This is a genomic window from Acidovorax sp., from assembly GCF_027492855.1.
Taxonomy (GTDB): Bacteria; Pseudomonadota; Gammaproteobacteria; order Burkholderiales; family Burkholderiaceae_C; genus Acidovorax.
Window position 1 is genome coordinate 1 of sequence record NZ_JAPUDY010000035.1, and the last position, 20,287, is coordinate 20,287.

Consider the following 20,287-nt stretch of genomic DNA (forward strand, 5'->3'; position numbering starts at 1 on the left):
TCCACCACCACCACCATGCCGATGCCGTTGTTGAAGGTGCGGTTCATCTCGATGTCGTCGATACCCGCCGTCTTTTGCAGCCAGGCGAAGAGTTCGGTCTGGGGCCAACTGCCCTTCTGGAGGTGGGCGGCCGTGCCCTCAGGCAGCACGCGGGGGATGTTCTCCAGCAGGCCGCCGCCGGTGATGTGGGCCAGGGCCTTGATAGGGTGTGCAGCCAGCGCGGCCAGCACGTTTTTCACGTACAGGCGGGTGGGCTCCATGATGGCTTGTTTGAAGGGCTTGCCGTCGAGCGTGGCGGGGGCGCTGTCGCCTGCGCGTTCGATGCACTTGCGCACCAGGCTGAAACCGTTGGAGTGCACGCCATGGCTGGCCAGGCCCAGCACCACGTCGCCGGGGGCCACGTCCTTGCCGGTCAGGATTTTCGATTTTTCGACCGCGCCCACCGCAAAACCGGCCAGATCGTATTCGCCCGCAGGGTACATGCCGGGCATTTCGGCGGTTTCGCCGCCGATCAGCGCGCAGCCCGACAGCTCGCAGCCCTTGGCGATGCCGCCGACCACGGCAGCGGCCGTGTCCACGTCGAGCTTGCCGCAGGCGAAGTAGTCCAAAAAGAACAGGGGCTCGGCGCCCTGCACCAGCACATCGTTCACGCTCATGGCCACCAGGTCGATGCCGACGGTGTCGTGCATGTTCCACTCGAACGCCAGCTTGAGCTTGGTGCCCACGCCATCGGTGCCCGAGACGAGCACGGGCTCCTTGTAGCGCTTGGGCACCTCGAACAGCGCGCCAAAGCCGCCGATGCCCGCCAGCACGCCTTCGCGCATGGTCTTCTTGGCCAGCGGCTTGATGCGCTCGACCAGGGCGTCGCCCGCGTCGATGTCAACGCCGGCGTCTTTGTAGGAGATGGGGGTGGAGGAGGCAGAGGAGCTCATGGATGGTGTGGTGCTGGTAGGCCCGCAGGGCGGGCTGGAATCCGGGGATTTTAAGGGGGCTGGCCCGGCGGGCTTGCTCAGCCCTGTGTGGCCGGGGGCTTTGGCATGGCATCCACGGCCCGCGCGCGCCACAACACGACCACCAGCGCCAGGGCGCTGAACACGCCGCCCGCGACAAAGGTGGCGCTGGCGCCCCATTGGTCCCACAGCAGGCCTGCCAGGGCGCTGGCAATCAACAACGCCACGCCGCTGACCAGGTTGAACATGCCAAAGGCCGTGCCGCGCAGGTCGGCGGGCGCGGTGCCAGCCACCATGGTGGCCAGCAGCCCCTGTGTCATGGCCATGTGCAGGCCCCACAGCGCAATGCCCAGCCAGGCGACCAGGCCACGCCCGCTCAGCGCCAGCAACACATCGGCGGCAATCAGCACCACCAGGCCCCAGGCCAGCAGGGCGGTGTGGCTGACCCGGTCCGAGAGCTTGCCCAGCGGGTAGGCACCGGCTGCGAACACCAGGCTCATGAGCACCAGCGCCAGCGGTGTCCACGCCAGAGGCAGCCCGTCCTGCTGCAGGCGCAGCACCAAAAAGGCCTCGCTGAAGCGCGCCAGCGTGAAGATGGCGCCCAGGGCCACCACCCACCAGTAGCCGGTGCTCAGGCGGCGCAGGTTCTCGCGCCGGATGGGGTTGGTGCGTGGCTGGCCTGCGGGGCGCTCGGGCTCCTTCACGCCGCAGACCAGCACCACCATGCACAGCACGGCGGGGATCACCGCCACCCAGAACACCGCGCGGAAATCGTTGGCCCACAACAACATCAGCGCGATGGCCAGCAGCGGGCCCAAGAAGGCGCCCACGGTGTCGAGCGACTGGCGCAGCCCGAACGCCGCGCCGCGTTGGTCGGGCGGGGCCAGGTCGGCCACCAGCGCGTCGCGCGGCGCGCCCCGGATGCCCTTGCCCACGCGGTCCAGCAGCCGGGCGGTGACCACCAGGCCCGCCGTGGAGGCCAGGGCGAACAGCGGCTTGGACAGCGCGCCCAGCCCGTAGCCGAGCACGGCCAGCGGTTTGCGCTTGCCCCACCAATCGCTCAGCGCCCCCGAAAACACCTTCAAAATCATCGCCGTGGCCTCGGCCGCCCCCTCAATGAGGCCCACGGTGAGCATGCTCATGCCCAAGGCCGTGACCATGAAGACCGGCAGCAGGCTGTGGATCATTTCCGAGGAAACGTCCATGAGCAGGCTGACAAACCCCAGGGCCCAGATTCCGGCAGGCAGGCGTTTGGAGGGGGAAACGGCAGGAGGCATGGTTGGGGGGATCTCGAAGGCAGGGCCGGGCAGCGGCCACAGGGATCTGGCGGCAGACTAAAATCGTCGCCATTGTCGCCCAGCCCTTGCGGGGGTGACGGTCAGGCCAAGCCACTTTTTCGCCGTGCCCCGCCGCAGTCACCTACGGCCGGGCGCTTTCCTCTCACTTTCCTTTGATGCTGTTGCCGATCCACTCCTTGCCTGCCGCTCCCCCACCGACTGCCATGGGCCTGCCCCTGCCGCCGGGGTGCCGCGCATGATGAAGCAACTGGCGCTGGACATCGGCCTGGCCACAGGGCCCACCCTGGCCCGTTTTTTTGCTGGCCCCAACGAGGCTGCCCTGCAGCACCTGCGCCTGGCGGCGGGTGCGGGCAGCAGCGAAGCCACCCGCTCGCCCGTGCCCACCTACCTGTGGGGCGAGCCCGGCAGCGGCAAGACGCACCTGCTGCGGGCCGTGCGCCAGGCCCTGCGCGACCAAGGCTCCAGCGTGGGCTGGCTCGACCCCTCGGTGGCCGAGCCCGCGGATTTCGACGAGCGTTGGACCGCCGTGGTCATGGACGACGTGCACCTGTACAGCACCGCCCAGCAGGCCGCGGCCTTCAACTGGTTCGTCAATGCCGTCAGCCCGGCCAGTGGCAGCCAGCGCTGGGTGCTGGCCGCAGGCAACCTGCCCCCGGCCGACCTGCCGCTGCGCGACGACCTGCGCAGCCGCCTGGGCTGGGGCCATGTGTTCCAGTTGCAACTGCTGGGCGAGGCCGAGCGCCGCTCGGTGCTGCGCCAGGAGGCCGACGCGCGCGGCGTGTTCCTGGGCGACGAGGTGATGGACTACATGCTCAACCGCTTCTCGCGCGACCTGGGCAGCCTGATGCAACTGCTCGACCAGCTCGATGCCTTTGCGCTGCGCACCCAGCGGGCCATCACCATTCCCTTGCTCAAGACGATGCTCGAATCGGAATGACCCAACAGCAGCGCCCTTTTTGCCCTTTGTGAACCTGAATGACCACTGATATTCGCCGCCTGCGGCTTGCGCTTTTCGACCTGGACCACACGCTGCTGCCGCTCGACTCCGACTACGAGTGGGGCGAGTTCACCATCCGCATCGGCTGGAACGACCCCGTGGAGTTCGCGCGCCGCAACGACGAGTTCTATGCGCACTACCAGGCGGGCACGCTCAACGTGCACGACTACGTGCGTTTTGCCACCGAGGCCGTGCGCCAGCGCGGGCCCGAGGCGGCGGCTGCGGCGCACTTGCAGTTCATGCGCGATGTGATCAGCCCGGCCATCAAACCCCAGGCGCTCGATCTCATCCGCCAGCACCAGGCGGCGGGCGACACGGTGCTGATCGTCACCGCCACCAACGAGTTCGTGACCCGCCCCATCGCCAAGGCGCTGGGCGTGGCCGACGATGCCCTGCTGGCCGTGCAACTGGCGCGCGACGCCAGCGGCTGGTACACCGGCGAGATCGACGGCATTCCCACCATGCGCGAAGGCAAGGTGCTGCGCATGGAACAATGGCTGGCCGAGCGGCAACTGGCCTGGGGCGATGTGGACAGCACGTTCTACAGCGACTCTATGAACGACGTGCCCTTGCTGGAAAAGGTGAACCACCCCGTGGCCACCAACCCCGACCCGCGCCTGCGCGCCCTGGCCCAGGAGCGCGGCTGGCGCATACTGGACCTGTTCACGGCCCCAGCCGCCGCCCAGGATGCGTCCTGACACCTGCGCCAGCGCAGCACCCCTCCATACTCCTTATTCATGATCAAGAAGTTCATCGACAAACTGCTGGGCAAATCGACGCCCGGCACCTCGGGCGGCAAGCCACATTTCGGCAAGCGCGAAGAGGTGCCCGCCTCGGTCCATGGCATCAACCCCGAACTGGTGGACCGCCGGGCCGTGGATGTGGTGACCACCCTCAAGCAAGCGGGTTTCGAGGCCTACATCGTGGGCGGCGCCGTGCGCGACCTGCTCTTGGGCCTGCGCCCCAAGGATTTCGACGTGGCCACCAACGCCACACCCGAGCAGGTCAAGGGGTTGTTCCGCCGCGCCTTCATCATCGGCAAACGCTTTCGCATCGTGCACGTGGTGCATGGCCGGGGGCGCGAGCATGAGGTGATCGAGGTTTCCACCTTCCGTGCCTACCTCGACAACGCCGCCGCTGGACAGGTGGCGGGCAACGAAAAGACCAGCAAGGCCCAGCTGTCGGGCATGCAGCATGCCGTGGACGCCAGCGGCCGCGTACTGCGCGACAACGTCTGGGGCCCGCAGGATGAAGACGCCACGCGCCGCGACTTCACCGTGAACGCCATGTACTACGACCCGGTGAGCCAGATCGTGGTGGACTACCACAAGGGCCTGCAGGACGCCAAGAAGAAGACGCTGCGCATGATTGGCGACCCCGCCACGCGCTACCGCGAAGACCCGGTGCGCATCATCCGCGCCGTGCGTTTTGCGGCCAAGCTCAGCCCCCTGGGCTTCAGCATCGACGCCAAGTCGGCCGCGCCGCTGGTGCAATCCCAGGCCCTGCTGGCCGAGGTGCCCCAAAGCCGCATGTTCGACGAAATGCTCAAGCTGCTGCAGACCGGGCATGCCATCGCCACCATCGAGCAGTTGCGCAAGCTGGGCATGGCCAAGGGCATCTACCCGCTGCTGGATGTGGCCGTGGAGCGCGCCGACACGCCGTTCGTGAAAGCGGCCCTGGTGGACACCGACCGCCGCGTCAACGAAGGCAAGCCCGTGGCCCCGAGTTTTTTGCTCGCCTGCGTGTTGTGGGACGACGTGCGCAATGGCTGGCAGGCGCGCCTGGCCCAGCGCCAGCACCCGCTGCCCGCGCTGCAGGACGCCATCGACGAGGTGTTCGACAAGCGCATTGGCGACGTATCGGGCCGGGGCAAGCTGGCGGCCGACATGCGCGAGATCTGGGTCATGCAGCCGCGTTTTGAAAAGCGCGTGGGCAGCACGCCGTTTGGCATGGTGATACAGCCGCGTTTTCGCGCCGGTTTCGACTTCATGCGCCTGCGCGCCGACGTGGGCGAGGTCGAAGAAGCCCTGGCCGAATGGTGGCAGGACTTCCAGGCGGCCGACGACGAACGCCGCGACGACCTGATGGACCAGGCCCGCGAAGAGCAGAAGGCGCGCCAGAAGGCCCAGCCCGTGGTCAAGCGCGTGCCGCGCAGCGCACCTCCCGCCGCATCAACGCGCGCGGCGGGCCCGGCCACAGAATCCGATCCTGCAGGCGGCGAAGCCGAGTTCGTGTCAGAAGGCGGCGCACCCAAGAAGCGCCGCCGCCGTCGCCGCAAGCCCGGTGGTGGCAGCGGTGGTGGTGGCGAAGGCGCCGCTGCGGCCACAGGCGAGTGAGCCTGCAGGACGCCGTGACAGCAGCCCCATCGGCGGTCTTTGTGGGCCTGGGGGCCAACCTGGGCGACCGGGAAGCCGCCTTGCGCTCGGCCCTGCAAGCCATGGCGCAGTGGCCGGGCACGCGGGTTGTGCGCGTGTCGCCGCTCTACCGCAGCGCACCGGTGGATGCCGGTGGGCCGGACTACCTCAACGCCGTGGCCGAGATCGCCACCACACTCACGCCAGAGGCTTTGCTGCAGGCCCTGCAATCCATCGAACAATCCGCCGGCCGCGAACGCCCCTACCGCAACGCACCGCGCACGCTGGACCTGGACATTCTGTGGTTTGGCGACCGGGTGATCGACACCCCAGAGCTCACCGTGCCCCACCCCCGCATGGCCGAGCGGGCCTTTGTGCTGCGCCCGCTGGCTGACCTGGTGCCTGAGCGTGTGAGCGCCGTGGCCTTGTCCAGGGTGTCAGACCAGCCTATTGAGCAGCTTCGGGGCGCGGACTGGGTGGCTGGCGTTTAGTGAATATGCTATCAAAAAAATAGCTGTTTGCGCTTGATGGATAAGCGCTAGCAGCCATTTCCCCTCTGATTCCATGGACCATGAATGCACCATGGATGCATCACGCAGAAGCTTGCCCATGGGCATATCCATCCGTTCACGCTGAGTCCATCGAAGCGCCGCGCAAGGCTTCGACCCTTCAACGCGCTCAGGACCGGCAGGCCCAGCCCGAACGGTTCCCGTCGGGGGAACCCGAATCCGTATCAGTCCACCTTGGCGCCTGAGGCCTTCACCACCTGCTGGTACTTCGCGCGCTCGGCGGCCATGAAGCGGTCGAACTGCTCGGGTGTGGCAGAAACCACGGGTTCGGCCAGCAGGGCGCCAAAGCGGGTCTTGGTTTCGGGCGCGTTCAGCGCAGCCACAAAAGCCTTGTTCAGCTTGTCGATGACGGGCTTGGGCGTGGCGGCGGGCGCCACCAGGCCCCACCAGGTGTCGATGGCGAAACCCTTGAACGCGGCGGAAGTCGCCGAAATGGGGGGCACGCCGGGCAGCGATGCCGAGGCGTCCAGCGAGGTCACGGCCAGCGCTTTGAGCTTGCCCGAGCGGATGTTGGGCGCGGCGGCGGCCAGGTTGTCGATGTTGAAGTCCACCTCGCCCGCCAGCAAGGCCAGTTGCGCAGGGTTGGCGCCGCGGTAGGGGATGTGCAGCGCGTAGATGCCCGCGCGCTGCTTGAACATCTCGCCCGCCAGGTGGCCCGCGCTGCCGTTGCCGCCGCTGCCGTAGTTGAGCTTGGCAGGGTGGGCCTTGGCGTAGGCAATGAGGTCGGCCACGCTGTTGATTTTGAGCTGTTCGGCCTTGGCGGCGTTCATGACCAGCACGTTGGGCACGCGCACCATCTGCGTGATGCCTGCGAAGTCCTTGGCCGCGTCGTAGGGCATCTTGGAGTACAGCCAGGGGTTCACCGCATGGGTGGCCGTGGCGGCGATGCCGATGGTCAGGCCGTCGGGGGCGGCCTTGGCAATGGCGTCGGCGCCGATGTTGCCGCCTGCGCCGCCCTTGTTGTCGATGATGACCGTACCCAGCGAGTCGCGCACGCGCTCGGCCAGCGCGCGGGCCGTCACGTCGATGGGGCCGCCGGGTGCGTAGGGCACGACCAGGCGGATCGGTTGGCCCGAGTCCTGCGCAAAAGCGGCGGGTGTGGAGAAAGCCGCTGCGGTGGCGGCGGCGCTGGCGAGGAGGATGAGGTTTCTGCGGTTCATGGGTACATTGTGCAAAAAAATCGTAAGAGAGCTTACGAAAGCCCTTGGAACGGCGTGTTCTCGGAGAGGCCTGATTGGCGACTTACCTCAGACTTCACGCCCTAATCCGTTCGGGCTGAGCCTGTCGAAGCCTTGCACGCTCGGGGCAAGCCCTGGCTTCGACAGGCTCAGCCCGAACGGATGGGGGAGAGGCGTCTGAGGTCTGTACATAGTCAGGCGGAGATGCCCAGCTCTTCCACCAGCATGCCCAGCTCGTGCGAAGAGCGGATGTCCAGCTTGAGGAAGATGGCCGAGCGGTGCGTGTCCACGGTGCGGGGGTCGATGGGGCGCTCGGGGTCGCGCTGGGCCATGGCGCGGGCGGCCTCCTTGCTGCTGATGCCGGTGGCCAGCAGCAGGGCCACCTCCTGCTGGCGCGGGCTTAAAGCGCTCCAGCGCTCCAGCAGCAGGCCACGCCGCTGTGCGTGGTGTGCCTGTTCTTGCGACAGGTGCGCGGCCTTGGCAACAGCGGCCAGCAAGGTGGGCTCGTCGCAGGGTTTTTCGAGCCAGTCCACGGCGCCTTGCTTGACGGCGGCCACGGCCGAGGCCAGTTCGCCATGGGCCGAGAGGAACACGGTCTTGAGGACCGTGCCTCGCTGGCGCATGGCCTCGAATACCTGCAGCCCGCTCATGCCGTCCATGCGCAGGTCCAGCAGCACGCAGCCGGGCTGCGCCAGGTCGGCCTCTGCCAGGAACGCGGCCCCACCCGTGTAGGTGTGCACCGTGTGCCCGCGCGAAAGCAGCAGCGCAGCCAGCGACTGGCGCACGCCTTCGTCGTCGTCCACGATGTGGACCTGTGTGTCGGCGGCAGTGGCGGCGGTGGCGGGAGGATGGGGCTCGTGGGTCATGGTGTGAGTGTTCACGGTTCGAGGGGCAGCCGGATCTCGAAGACGGCGCCGCCGCCGTCGCGGTTGTGGGCCCGCAGTTCGCCGCCCATGCTCTCGACGATGGAGCGGCAGATGTTCAGCCCCAGGCCCAGGCCGTCCGAGCGGGTGGTGAAAAACGGCTCGAACAGGCGCTCGGCGATCCCGGCGGGCAGGCCGGGGCCCCGGTCGAGCACCTGCACCAGGGCGTGGCCGCCGTCGGCGGCGATGCGCAGCCGCAACTCATGGCCTCCGGGCTGCGGGGTGTGGGTCTGCATGGCCTGCAGGGCGTTGAGGCCGAGGTTGATCACCACCTGCTCCAGCAGCACGCGGTCGGCGCTCACGCGCAGCGGGGTGGCGGGCGGGTCGATGCGCACCGGCACGCCATGGCGGCGCGCTTCGGCACGCAGCAGCAGGCCCAGGGATTGTTCGACGATGGCCTGCAGCTCGCAGGGTTCGCGGGTTTCGGGGTGCTGGCGCACCCAGCGCCGGATGCGGCCCACGATGTCCGAGGCCCGCAGCGCCTGCGTGGACAGCGCCGCCAGGCTGTCGTTGAGCGGGCCGACTTTGCCCTGCGCGGCCAGTGCACGCGCGGCGGCTGCATAGTTGACCAGGGCGGCCAGGGGCTGGTTGAGTTCGTGCGCCAGGGTGGATGCCATCTCGCCCACGGTGATGACGCGCTGCACGCGCTGCAACTGCGTTTCGCGCTGCTGCTGTTGCTCTTCGGCGCGCTTTTGCGCCGTGATGTCCACCACCGAGCTCATCCAGCCGATGTGCTGGCCGTTGCCGTCGATGAGGTGCGCCGTGTAGAACATGGTGTACACGTCCGAGCCGTTGCGGTGCCTCAGCCGGTTTTCGGTGCCCTGGGGCGTGGGCTTGCCTGCCAGCACGGTGTCGCTGTCGTTCCAGTGCCGGTCGAGGTCGTCGGGGTGCCAGTAGGGGTAGGGCGGTAGCTGGCCGATGAGCTCTTCCGCGCTGTAGCCCACCATGTCGCACATGGCAGCGTTCACGTAGACGATGCGGCCCTGCAGGTCGCGCGCACGCATGCCCACGAGCAGCGAGTCCTCCATCGACTGGCGGAAGGCCTGGGCCTGCTGCAGGGCGTGGGTGCGCTCCTGCACGCGCTGTTCCAGCCCGATGCGGGCCTGGCGGTTCTCGGCCAGGCGGCGCTCGCGCAGTTGCCAGTAGAGCGCGCCCAGCACCAGCAGGCCCGACGCCAGCGTGGCCAGTGCCCAGGCCTGTTGTCGCGCCACGGTGACCACGCGGCTGTTGGCCGTGACAGTGAGCGTCCAGCCCAGGTCGGGCAGCGCTTCCTCGAACGCCAGGTAGGTCTTGCCGCTGCTGGCAAGGCGCAGCTCCGAGCCCGGCTGGTCGTTTTGCTGGCGCAGCGCCCAGGGCACCGGGCGGGGTGTCCAGCCGTTGCCGTACTGCTCGTCGTGCTGCAACTGCCGCACATCGGCGTCGGGCACGGCCCGGCTGGTGCGGTAAAGCCAGGCGGGCACGGAGCCCAGGAACACGATGCCGCGCGCGTCCGTCACGAACACCGGGTCGAGCAACTGGGCCCATGGGTCAGCAATGGGCTCCATGCGCACCTTCACGGTCACCACGCCGATCACCCGGCCACTCTCTTGCACCGGGGCCGAGACGAACAGGCCGGGCTCGCCCGTGGTCTTGCCCACGCCATAAAAGCGCCCCGTCTCGCCGCCAAGCGCGTCCCGGAAGTAGGGGCGGTTGCCGTAGTTTTGGTGCACGAAGCTGCTTGGGGTGTCCCAATTGCTTGATGCGAGGGTGAGGCCCTGCGGGTCCATCACGTAGAGCATGTCGGAGCCCGCGTGGTGGTTCATGGTCTGCAGGTAGGCGTTGGCGGCGTCGCGCACGGCCTGGGATTGCGGGTGGCGCAGCAACTGGCTGATCACCGGGTGCTGGGCGGCGGTGAAGGGCAGGTAGTTGTAGCGTGTGGCCACCCCCCGCAGGGCCAGGGCCTGTACCTCGCCCGATCGGCGCAGGTTGTCCCACTGTGTGTCGCGCTCGCTTTGCGCGGCCCATTCGCCCGCACCCACCACCAGCAGTGCGGCCAGGCAGAGCAGGGCGGCGATGAACCCGGCGCCCCTGCGCTGGCGGGGCAAGGCGCGCGGGGCGTCGTCCTTGAGGGGGCTGGCGGGCGCCGCGCGCATGGTGGGGGTGTTGGCGGCGTATCAGCCGCCGTGCTTGTCGGCCTCGGAGGTGAACGAGTCGGCAAAAAATTCTTCGGCTGGCAGCCCGCGCTGGGCGCTGTAGGCGTCGCGGGCCGAATCCACCACGATGGGCGCGCCGCAGGCATAGACCTGGTGGCCCGAGAGGTCGGCAAAATCATCCAGCACCGCCTGGTGCACAAAACCCGTGCGGCCGCTCCAGCCGTCTTCAGGCAGGGCATTGGATACGACGGGGATGTAGCGCAGCCACGGCAGTTCGGCGGCGCGGGCCTGCACCCAGTCGTGCATGTAAAGGTCTTCAGGGCGGCGGCCGCCCCAATAAAGCGTCGTGGGGCGCGTGATGCCCTTGAACTGCAGGTGCTCGATGAGCGCCTTGATGGGGGCAAAACCCGTGCCCGAGGCCAGCAGCACGATGGGCTTGTCCGAGTCTTCGCGCAGGAAGAAGCTGCCAAACGGGCCTTCGACGCGCAGGATTTCTTTTTCCTTCATGGCGCCGAACACATGGTCGGTGAACTTGCCGCCCGCCATGTGGCGGATGTGCAGCTCCACGCCGGGCGCCTCGGCCTGCGTGTGGGGCGCATTGGCCATCGAATACGCGCGGCGGGCGCCGTCGCGCAGGATGAACTCGATGTACTGGCCCGCGTGGTAGCGGAAGGTGTCAGCTGCGGGCAGTTGCAGGCGCACCTGCATCACGTCATGCGATTGTTTGGTGAGGGTGGCCACGCGCACCGGCATTTTTTTGACCGGGTAGGCGCTTTCGTCGGTGACCTGGCGCGATTCAAGCACCACGTCCGACAGCGGCTGGGCGCAGCAGGTCAGCACCAGACCTGCGGCCTCTTCGTCGGCGCTGAGCGCCTTGGCCTGGTGCTCGCCATGGTGCACCGTGCCGCTGATCTTTTTGCATTTGCACGAGCCGCAGGCGCCGTCCTTGCAGCCATAGGGCAGGCCGACGCCACTTCGGATGGCTGCGGCCAGGATGGCCTCGCCCGCGTTGGCACTGAAAGCGCGGCCGCTGGGCTGCACGGTGATCTGGAAAGCGGTCTCGGCGCTGGTCATGGAGTGGGTATCCTCGGAGGCTCTTGTAGTCAACAAACGGCCCTGATTTTGCCTTCAAACCAAAACCCCCTTGGCGCCCTGCCAGCGCGCTTTCGCCGTGAACGCCTGCTGATCGTGGGCTGTGGTGACGTGGGGCAGCGCGTGGCGCGAAACTTGAACACCGGCCCCGGCGCCGGGCGCCTGCAGGTGCTGGCGCTCACCTCCGACCCCGCGCGGGTGGCGGACTTGCGCCGTTTGGGGGCAAGGCCGCTGGTGGGTAACCTGGACGATGCCGCCACGCTGCGGCGCCTGTCGGGGGTGGCTACGCGGGTGTTGCACCTGGCCCCACCGCCGGGCGAAGGGGCGGGGGGGCGTGCCTGGTGGAGCGACCCGCGCACCGTGGCATTGGCCCGCACGCTGCGGCTGCGCAGCCTGCCCGCGTCGCTGGCTTATGCATCGACCAGTGGGGTGTATGGCGACTGCCAGGGCGCCCTGGTGCCTGAGACACGGGCCGTGGCCCCTGCCACACCGCGTGCCCAGCGCCGGGTGAACGCCGAGCGCGCCGTGCGCCACCTGGGGCGCGCGGGGGTGCGGGCCAGCGTGCTGCGCATTCCGGGCATCTACGCGCCCGACCGCGAGGGCGGCACGCCCGAGGCCCGCCTGCGGCGCGGCACGCCGGTGCTGGTGCCTGAGGACGACGTGTTCACCAACCACATCCATGCCGACGACCTGGCGCGTGCCTGCATGGCGGCGCTGTGGAAAGGGCGGCCGCAGCGCACCTACAACGTCAGCGATTCCACCCACCTGAAGATGGGCGACTATTTCGACCTTGCCGCCGATCTGTATGGCCTGCCACGCCCGCCGCGTGTGCCGCGCAGCGCGGCGCAGGAGCAGCTATCGCTGATGCTGCTGAGCTTCATGGGAGAGTCGCGGCGGCTCACCAACCAGCGCATGTTGGATGAGCTGGGGCTGCGGCTGCATTACCCCAGCGTGGCCGAAGGGCTGCGGGGTCAGCGCGGGTAGCTGTTCCCCTGCCCGTCGTAGCAGCGGAACACATTGCACTGGGTGAACTTTTTCGGGGGCGGTGCGGGCGGCTGCACCGGCACGGGGCGGGCCGGGTGGTGGTAGGGCGGTGGCACCACCACCACTTGTGATGGGGCGGCGGGCCGGTTGGCGCGGGCCTTTTCCACCTCGGCGTAGCCCTCGGGGCCCAGGCAGTCCAGGTCCACCTGGCGCTGGGCGGCTTCTGCGCGCAGGTTCTGCTCGTAGGTGGCCCCGCTGGAGCTGTTCAGCACCGCATCCAGGTTGCGGCGCGAGCGCGCGCATTCGGGCGACCGGGCGTAGTCCTGGGCTTTGGCGGGCCGGGCGCGGTCGCGTTGCGCATTGCGCGCAGCCTCGGTTTCTGCCGCCTTGTTCTCGGCCTCCAGGCGCTGCTGCTTGAGCGCCAGCGCTTCGGCGGCTTGTTCGCGCTCGCGCTGGATTTCTTCGGGCGTTTTGCGGGGCTCCACCTCGCGTGCCGTGGCGCCGCCTGCGCACTTGCCGTCGGTGTAGGTCACCTTGCCCGTGGCTGCATCGGTGCAGCGCACCACCTGGGCCTGCGCGCCCAGGCTGATCCAAGCCACACACAGGCATGCGAGGAGGCGATAGGTGGCGCGGTCCATGGCGTTGTTGCTCCGTTCAGCGTTCAGGGCTGTTCCTGGCTGTTGGAGAACTGGCGCGAGCGCCAGTCTTGTGGATGCGGTGTGTAGCTGCCGGGGGCCAATTGCCCTGGGCGTTGGTCGCGGTTGCGCCGGTCTTCCGAGGCGCGGCGGTCGCGCTCGGCTTGCTCCCAGCGCGCGCGGTCACGCTCGGCCTGCTCCCGGCGGCCTTGGTCGCGTTCGCGGGCCCGGCGATCGGCCTCGCGGGCCTGCTGCTCCCGCAGGTCGCGTTCGCGCGCCGCACGGTCTCGCTCGGCACGGTCCCGCTCGGCACGGTCGCGTTCTGCGCGGTCCCGGTCCCGCCAGTCGTTGCGGTCGCGGCCATTGTTGTCCCAGCGGTCGCGCCCGCCGTAGTAGACGGGGGGCGGGGGCGAGTAGATCACCCCAGGTGCGCGGTACACGGGCGGGGCCTGGTACACCGGCGGCGGTGCGTTGTAGATGTATCCCCCCGGCTGTTCGTATACCTGGTAGCGTGGAGGCGGTTCGTAGTACGGGTCGCCCGGCACGGTGGCGCACCCCGTCACAAGAACCCCCAGGGCCGAGGCGGAAATGATGCGGGCGAGTGTGTAGGTCATGGTGTTCAGACTCCGGCCGGGTGGGCGCGTTCCGCCTTGTCCGTAAAGCCTCTGAAAAGCATCCCGGTGGGATGTTACAAATTTCAGAGGCTGGCGTTTGCTGCGCCAAGCCCATTAGCGTTTGGCGGTGCCGTTTGGTTGACCCCCAAGGCGCAGTGCCCGCCGTGCGGTAGGGCAACCACCTTTGGAAGGCATTCGCTAAAACCTAGAATGCTATAAAAATAATAGCTTCTAGCGCTTGTTGTATAAGCGCTAGAGGCCAAAAATGCTCAAAACCCTGCCCGCCAACCCCCGGCATCGGGGCCTGACGCGCCGCCTGCGCGGTTGACGTTTATTTGGGCAGAACGCGGCGGATGGTTTCTGCCAGGTCTTCGGCCACGAACTTCGCCACATAGCCGTCTGCGCCCACGCTGCGCACATGGTCTTCGTTGGCCGACCCCGACAGGGACGAGTGGATGACCACTGGCAGGCCATGGAAGCGGGCGTCTTGCTTGATGTTGCGCGTGAGGGTGAAGCCGTCCATTTCCGGCATTTCCAGATCGGTCAGCACCATGGCGATGCGGTCCAGCACGGTCTTGCCCTCGGCGTCGGCGCTTTTGGCGATGGCGTTGAGGCGGTCCCAGGCCTCTTTGCCCGACTTGACCATTTCGTAGGGGGCATTCAGCACCCGCAGTTCCTGCTCGATGAGCGAACGCGCCACGAACGAGTCGTCTGCCGCCAGGATGATGGTGCCGGGCTTGAGCTTGAGTTTTGCACCCACTTTTTCTTCGGTGACCTCGTGGCCGTCTGACGGCGACACCATCTGCAGGATGGCTTCCACGTCCAGCACCTGGGCCAGGCGGGATTCGTCGGTGTTGCCGTCCAGGCGGGCGATGCTGGTGACCAGCTTGCCAGCGGCGCCGCTGGTTTCGGCCGAGAGCACCTGTTTCCAGTCCAGGCGCACGATGTCTTCCACCGACTCGACCGCAAAGGCCTGCGTGGTGCGCGCGTATTCGGTCACCAGCATGATGTTCAGGCCCGTTTGCGGCTTGCAGCCCACGATGGAGGGCAGGTCTAGCACCGGAATCACTTGCCCGCGCAGGTTGACCACGCCCAACGAGTGGGCGGTGGTGCCCGCAATCGGCGTGATGCTGGGCATGGCCACGATCTCGCGGATCTTGAACACGTTGATGCCGAAAAGCTCGGACTTGCCCAGCACTTCGTCGTTGCCCAGGCGAAACAGCAGCAGCTCGAACTTGTTGGTGCTGGTGAGGTTGGTCCGCTCGTCGATGTCCTGCTGCACTGCTTTCATGATGGATCCTTGGCGTTGATACGCGTGTTTACAAATTCTAGGAGTAGAACGCTGCGGCTGCTGGTGATTTTTGCGCAAGTCCCTCGGGGTTTGTCTGCACGCAGCCTTTCGTACTAGGGTTTGCATAGCTTACGGCGGCGTGAAGCGTTGCTTTTTTATCGTTTCATCGCCGCTGGCCGTGGTCTGCATGGCTCTCTGTCTGTGGCCGCCCGCCCGATGGCCTCTTTCGTTCAGTCTGAAACCCCCGGCAACTGGCGCATCAGCCGCCCGGCCCAGCCCGGCCTCGCACATCTGCTGGATCGAGAACGGGTTGTTGCTGGCAATGCGGGGCTGCAGGCGTCTGGGCGTATGCTCTGCGCCTTTTTCCCGCTCTGCCCCTGCCCCATGACCGACCACATTGCCAACACCTCTGACGCACCCGAAACCATCCAGGAGCCCAGGCGCTGGAGCGATGGCCGCTGGACGGCGCAGGTCATCAAGAACGATGACGACGATGGCTGGGCTGTGGCCATGACGCTGCAGGGCGAGGCTGAGCCCGCGCTGGTGGGGCCCTGGACCATGGGGCGCGACAAGAAGAATCCCAAGCCGCTCGACGTGTCGGCCTTCAACACCCTGGTCAAGACGGCCAGTGAGGTGATCCGCCGCCATGAGCAGCAACTGCATGCGCAGCTCAACAAGAACGTGGCCATCACCGTGCAGGGCCAGCGCCTGCGGGTGGCGCTGGCCATCGTGCCCGACGAAGAGGGCGCCACGGCCACGCTGAGTGCGCAGGATGACCTGGGCGAGGAGTTGGCGCGGGCGCCGGCGCCGCCTACCTTCAAACTCACCGTCGCCAGTGCCACAGCCTGGGCCGAGGGTGGGTTTGAGCGGCTGCGTTGAGAGGGATGGGGAAACCGGCACTGCCAGTGCAGGCAATCGCCACCGCGACAGGCCTGCACTCGGGTAAGCCCTAAAATCTGCGCGTCGGCCACGGAGGATCTTTGGGGCCGACAGCGTTCTCAGGGCGGGGCGAAATTCCCCACCGGCGGTATTTGTGGGCTGTGACAGGCCTGCAACAGCCCGCGAGCGCCTGTAGGGCAGGTTTTGACTTGCCCCGCAGGGTCAGCAGATCTGGTGCGATGCCAGAGCCGACGGTCACAGTCCGGATGAAAGAGATCGCGAAACCCACAGCACCCGTCGCGGGGTGGCTGGGCCTTGGGCGCGCGTGTGCTTGTTTGCATGCATGCCCCGGGGTCTGCGCTGCTTTTTGGGACAAGTGCCGTGTTCGCGCGCGCCCTGATTCTGGCCTTGCCTTTCTTGAGGAACCCATGAATCAGTCTTCTTCTACTTCTGTCTCTCCCCTCGTCCCCGTGGCAACCCACCGTGGCGCCCGCGTGGCCATCATCAGCGCCAGTTGGCACCAGGACATCGTCCACCAGGCGCGTGACGCGGCCCTGGCCGAGTTCGACCGCAACGGCTTGCCGCCCGAACAGGTGGCGCTGTTCGACGTGCCCGGTGCGTTCGAAATTCCGCTTTTGGCACGCAAGCTTGCGCGCAGCGGGCGCTACGATGCCATCGTGGCCTGTGCGTTGGTGGTCAACGGTGGCATCTACCGCCACGAGTTCGTCACCACGGCCGTCATCGACGGGCTGATGCGTGTGCAGCTCGACACCGAGGTGCCTGTGATGTCGGCCGTGCTCACGCCGCGCGATTTTCATGACCACGAGGACCATGTGCGCTTCTTCCGCGAGCATTTTGTGAAGAAGGGCACCGAGGTGGCCCAGGCCTGCCTGCAGACCATGGCCTACCTGCGCAAGCTGGCTTCGCCCACGCTGGCAACGCCGCAACAGGCGGCGCCTGCGGTGGCGGAAGCTGCATGAGTTTGTGGCTGCTGTTTGCTATTAAAAATATAGCTGATAGCGCTTATTAATCGGGCGCTAGAGCCTGTTTTTATCTAAATTCTGGCCGCTCAGGCTGCTGCCAGCCGGGGTTGGCTGGCTACGGCTGCGCCGGAGAGTGTCAGTGCCGGTGCGTCCGTCTCCGTCAGCCGGAACACCGCCACCGCCTGCACCAGTTGCTGGGCCTGCACCTTCAGGCTGTCGGCGGCGGCTGCGCTTTGCTCGACCAGCGCTGCGTTTTGCTGCGTGGCCTGGTCCATCTGCATCACGGCCTCGCCCACCTGGGCCACGCCTGCGCTTTGTTCGCTGCTGGCCGCGCTGATCTCGGCCACGATGTCGGTCACGCGGCGGATCGAGGCCACCACCTCGGTCATGGTGGCGCCCGCTTTGTCCACCAGCGTGGTGCCTTGCTCCACCCGTTCCACGCTGGCGTGGATCAGGCCCTTGATCTCTTTGGCCGCCGCAGCCGAGCGCTGGGCGAGGTTGCGCACTTCGCTGGCTACCACGGCAAAGCCCCGGCCTTGCTCTCCGGCGCGCGCCGCTTCCACCGCCGCGTTCAGCGCGAGGATGTTGGTCTGGAAGGCGATGCCGTCGATCACGCTGATGATGTCGGCGATTCTTTTGCTGCTGTCGTTGATGCCCTTCATCGTGGTCACCACCTCGGCCACCACGTCGCCGCCCTGCACGGCCACGGTGGATGCGCTCACGGCCAACTGGTTGGCCTGGCGTGCGTTTTCGGCATTGGCCTGCACGGTGGAGCTGAGCTCCTCCATCGACGCCGAGGTTTCCTCCAGCGCGCTGGCCTGTTGTTCGGTGCGTGCCGACAGGTCGCTGTTGCCCTGCGCGATCTCGGTGCTGGCCAGGGCCACGCTGTCTGCATTGGTGCGCACCCCGGCCACCACACGTGACAGGCTTTGTTGCATGCCATGCAGGGCGTTGAGCAGCAGGGCGATCTCGTCCTTGCCACGCACCTGGCGGGCCACCGTGAGGTCGCCGCTGGCCACGGCCTGCGACACGCGCACGGCATTGTCCAGTGGGTTCACCACGGAGCGGCTGAAGGCAATGGCCCCGGCAATGCCCAGGGCGCAGACCACCAGCATCACCGTGAGGCTGATGGTGGTGGCGCGTTCTGCGGTGGCGGCTGCGCGCTCGGCCATTTCACCGCTGGATTTGGCGATCAGGTCACCCGCCTGGTCCAGCAGGTGTGAGGGCTCGCGGTCCATGCCCGCCACGGCCTTGTCGCCTACCTGCGAGTCGTGGCCCGCAGCTTTGAAGGCTTCAAACCCCTTGCGGTAGGCGGCGCCCATGCGTTCGTGGGCCTGCGCAAACTGGTTCACGCGGTCGCGGCTCTCGCCAGGGGGCAGGGCGGCCGCCAGCTTGTGGGCCTCGTCCTTGATGGCGCTTTCTTGCTTTTCAAACGCCGCCCAGTAGCGCGTGAGCTGGGCCGGGTCTTTGCCGCGCAGCAGCACGTTTTTCCACTCTTGCACCTGCACCTTGAGGTCGTTGAGCATGGCGGACGCTTGCCGTTCGTGGTCGAGGCTTTGCGCCACGGTGGTCTGGTAGGTGTCGAGTGCCTGGTTCAGGCGGCTGATGCCGAACAGCGCCGCGGCAAATAGCAGCAGCAGCGCCACGGTAAAGGCGAGGGGCAGCTTGAGACTGAGCTTCATCGGGAACTCCTGGTTGAACCCACAAATCGTCAAAGTGGCGCGCAAAGTCTCTGAGGCTGTGCCAGACACCGCCGCACGCTGCGCGGTTGTCTTGCTGTGCCTTTGGTCCTGCTCCACCGGCAGGCGCCATGCGCCGCGCCGGAGAGGTTCTTGCCACCATTATGGAGACAATGTAATTGTTTGTACGAGCACTTTTTGATCGGCGATCAGCGCCATAAATGAACCCCTTTTGGCTCATGGTTTTATCAAATTGATAGCTGCTTGCGCTTTGCGGATAAGCGCTAGATGCCAATTTGAACCAGATCAATTGAGCCCGCAGCACCACCAATGAAGGCAAGGCCGCTTCGGCACTGTGGTGCTGGCGGCCGGGCTTTTTGGCCGGGGCTTGGGTTTACAGCACGCCACTCGCCCGCAGCGATGCAATGCGCGCGGCATCCAGCCCCATTTCGGCCAGCACTTCATCCGTGTGCTGGCCCAGCGCGGGCGGCGCATTGCGCAGCACGGGCGGCGTGGCCGACAGGCGCAGCGGGCTGGCCACGCCGGTGATCTGCAACACGCCGTCGGTGGCGGCCTCGCCATCCTTCCAGCGCGGCAGCGTCACGGCCAGGCCACGCGCCTGCACCTGGGCGTCGTCAAACGCCTGGGCAATGGTGTTGATGGGGCCGCAGGGCACGGCCTTGTCTTCGAGCAGCGCGATCCAGTCGGCGGTGGTGCGCGTGCGCGTCACGGCCTCCATGGCGGGGATCAGGTCGGTGCGGTGTTTCACGCGCAGCGTGTTGGTGGCATAACGCGGGTCGGTGGCCCACTGGGGCTGGTTGGCCGCTGCGCAAAAGCGCTGAAACTGCCCGTCGTTGCCGATGGCCAGCAGCATGTTGCCGTCGGCGGTTGCAAAGTCTTGGTATGGCGCGAGGCTGGGGTGGCTGTTGCCCATGCGACTGGGGGCCTTGCCGGTGGCCAAAAAACCCGACGCCTGGTTGGCCAACACGGCCATGCCTACGTCCAGCAGCGCCATGTCGATGTGCTGGCCCTGGCCGGTGCCATTGGTGGCGTTGTCGCGCACATGCAGCGCGGCCAGGATGGCGTTGCTGGCATACAGGCCGGTGAACAGGTCGATGACGGCCACGCCCACACGCATGGGGCCGCCGCCGGGCTGGCTGTCGGCCTGGCCGGTGATGCTCATCAGGCCCGTCATGGCCTGCACCATGAGGTCGTAGCCCGCGCGCTCGGCATACGGCCCGTCTTGCCCGAAGCCGGTGACGGAGCAGTAGATGAGGCGCGGGTTCAGCGCGCGCAGGCTTTCATGGTCCAGGCCGTACTGCTGGAGGCCGCCGACCTTGAAGTTCTCCACCACGATGTCGGCCTCTTGCGCCATCTGCCGGATGAGCGCCTGGCCCTCGGGCGTGGCCATGTCGATGGTGACCGAGCGCTTGTTGCGGTTGCAGGCGGTGTAGTAGCTGGCCTGGTTGGTGTCGTTGCCCTCGGCGTCCTTCAAAAAGGGCGGGCCCCACTGGCGCGTGTCGTCGCCCACGCCGGGGCGCTCCACCTTCACCACGTCCGCGCCCAGGTCGGCCAGCACCTGGGTGCACCAGGGGCCCGCCAGTACGCGGGAGAGATCGAGCACCTTGATGCCCGCCAGGGCGCCTGCGTTGGAAGTGGTCATGGAATTTTGAATAAAAAAGGGGATTGCTCCACAGGTATTGATATCTGAGGCCATCGATAGCACAAT

At 67.2% G+C, this 20,287-nt stretch carries 18 protein-coding genes and 1 riboswitch; of the genes, 7 read left to right on the forward strand and 11 right to left on the reverse strand.

Annotated elements, in window-relative coordinates:
• Both purM and Q0105_RS06885 read right to left on the reverse strand, forming a co-directional pair.
• The coding region (gene purM, locus Q0105_RS06880; protein WP_298210102.1) for a phosphoribosylformylglycinamidine cyclo-ligase at positions 1–932 on the reverse strand (932 nt) is incomplete at its 3' end.
• Positions 933–1,009: 77 nt separating this feature from the next.
• Positions 1,010–2,227, reverse strand: a complete 1,218-nt coding sequence (locus Q0105_RS06885) for an MFS transporter (RefSeq protein ID WP_298210104.1) — start codon at positions 2,225–2,227, stop codon at positions 1,010–1,012.
• 259 nt (positions 2,228–2,486) lie between these two features.
• Here Q0105_RS06885 and hda point away from each other — a divergent pair, with 259 nt between their 5' ends.
• The 4 genes from hda to folK are packed head-to-tail and all read left to right on the forward strand — an operon-like array spanning position 2,487 to position 6,090.
• The gene (gene hda / locus Q0105_RS06890) at positions 2,487–3,185 is read left to right on the forward strand and encodes a DnaA regulatory inactivator Hda (RefSeq protein WP_298210137.1); all 699 of its coding nucleotides are present in this window, start codon (positions 2,487–2,489) and stop codon (positions 3,183–3,185) included.
• 38 nt (positions 3,186–3,223) lie between these two features.
• On the forward strand, positions 3,224–3,943 hold the full coding sequence (locus Q0105_RS06895) for an HAD family hydrolase (protein WP_298210106.1): 720 nt from the start codon (positions 3,224–3,226) through the stop codon (positions 3,941–3,943).
• Between the two features lie 39 nt (positions 3,944–3,982).
• Positions 3,983–5,581 carry a polynucleotide adenylyltransferase PcnB gene (gene pcnB, locus Q0105_RS06900; RefSeq protein ID WP_298210108.1) on the forward strand — a complete coding sequence of 533 codons (1,599 nt, stop codon included), beginning with the start codon at positions 3,983–3,985 and terminating at the stop codon, positions 5,579–5,581.
• 14 nt (positions 5,582–5,595) lie between these two features.
• Positions 5,596–6,090, forward strand: a complete 495-nt coding sequence (gene folK, locus Q0105_RS06905; RefSeq protein WP_298210110.1) for a 2-amino-4-hydroxy-6-hydroxymethyldihydropteridine diphosphokinase — start codon at positions 5,596–5,598, stop codon at positions 6,088–6,090.
• A gap of 242 nt (positions 6,091–6,332) precedes the next feature.
• Here folK and Q0105_RS06910 read toward each other — a convergent pair whose 3' ends face one another.
• From Q0105_RS06910 to Q0105_RS06925, 4 genes are all read right to left on the reverse strand, one after another.
• The gene (locus Q0105_RS06910; protein ID WP_298210112.1) at positions 6,333–7,328 is read right to left on the reverse strand and encodes a tripartite tricarboxylate transporter substrate binding protein; all 996 of its coding nucleotides are present in this window, start codon (positions 7,326–7,328) and stop codon (positions 6,333–6,335) included.
• A gap of 212 nt (positions 7,329–7,540) precedes the next feature.
• A complete protein-coding gene (locus Q0105_RS06915; RefSeq protein WP_298210113.1) occupies positions 7,541–8,212 on the reverse strand; it encodes a response regulator in 672 nt (223 codons plus the stop codon).
• Positions 8,213–8,223: 11 nt separating this feature from the next.
• On the reverse strand, positions 8,224–10,401 hold the full coding sequence (locus Q0105_RS06920; RefSeq protein WP_298210115.1) for a PAS domain S-box protein: 2,178 nt from the start codon (positions 10,399–10,401) through the stop codon (positions 8,224–8,226).
• 21 nt (positions 10,402–10,422) lie between these two features.
• On the reverse strand, positions 10,423–11,475 hold the full coding sequence (locus tag Q0105_RS06925) for a CDP-6-deoxy-delta-3,4-glucoseen reductase (protein ID WP_298210117.1): 1,053 nt from the start codon (positions 11,473–11,475) through the stop codon (positions 10,423–10,425).
• A gap of 48 nt (positions 11,476–11,523) precedes the next feature.
• Here Q0105_RS06925 and Q0105_RS06930 point away from each other — a divergent pair, with 48 nt between their 5' ends.
• Complete coding sequence (locus tag Q0105_RS06930) at positions 11,524–12,477, forward strand: SDR family oxidoreductase (RefSeq protein WP_298210119.1); 954 nt, start codon at positions 11,524–11,526, stop codon at positions 12,475–12,477.
• Here the strand turns inward: Q0105_RS06930 and Q0105_RS06935 are convergent.
• From Q0105_RS06935 to Q0105_RS06945, 3 genes are all read right to left on the reverse strand, one after another.
• Complete coding sequence (locus Q0105_RS06935) at positions 12,465–13,115, reverse strand: DUF4124 domain-containing protein (RefSeq protein WP_298210121.1); 651 nt, start codon at positions 13,113–13,115, stop codon at positions 12,465–12,467. The genes Q0105_RS06930 and Q0105_RS06935 overlap by 13 nt on opposite strands.
• A gap of 23 nt (positions 13,116–13,138) precedes the next feature.
• The gene (locus tag Q0105_RS06940; protein WP_298210123.1) at positions 13,139–13,726 is read right to left on the reverse strand and encodes a hypothetical protein; all 588 of its coding nucleotides are present in this window, start codon (positions 13,724–13,726) and stop codon (positions 13,139–13,141) included.
• 331 nt (positions 13,727–14,057) lie between these two features.
• Complete coding sequence (locus tag Q0105_RS06945; protein ID WP_298210126.1) at positions 14,058–15,017, reverse strand: chemotaxis protein; 960 nt, start codon at positions 15,015–15,017, stop codon at positions 14,058–14,060.
• Between the two features lie 384 nt (positions 15,018–15,401).
• Here Q0105_RS06945 and Q0105_RS06950 point away from each other — a divergent pair, with 384 nt between their 5' ends.
• Positions 15,402–15,896, forward strand: a complete 495-nt coding sequence (locus Q0105_RS06950) for a hypothetical protein (RefSeq protein WP_298210128.1) — start codon at positions 15,402–15,404, stop codon at positions 15,894–15,896.
• A gap of 111 nt (positions 15,897–16,007) precedes the next feature.
• Positions 16,008–16,178, forward strand: a riboswitch (FMN riboswitch).
• A 146-nt stretch (positions 16,179–16,324) separates the two neighbouring features.
• Positions 16,325–16,876: a 6,7-dimethyl-8-ribityllumazine synthase gene (locus Q0105_RS06955; protein WP_298210130.1), complete on the forward strand. Its 552-nt coding sequence runs from the start codon at positions 16,325–16,327 to the stop codon at positions 16,874–16,876.
• 89 nt (positions 16,877–16,965) lie between these two features.
• On the opposite strand, the gene Q0105_RS06960 is transcribed toward Q0105_RS06955, so the two are convergent.
• Positions 16,966–18,561: a methyl-accepting chemotaxis protein gene (locus tag Q0105_RS06960; protein WP_298210132.1), complete on the reverse strand. Its 1,596-nt coding sequence runs from the start codon at positions 18,559–18,561 to the stop codon at positions 16,966–16,968.
• Positions 18,562–18,952: 391 nt separating this feature from the next.
• Complete coding sequence (locus Q0105_RS06965; RefSeq protein WP_298210135.1) at positions 18,953–20,221, reverse strand: CaiB/BaiF CoA-transferase family protein; 1,269 nt, start codon at positions 20,219–20,221, stop codon at positions 18,953–18,955.
• Between the last annotated feature and the right edge of the window lie 66 nt (positions 20,222–20,287).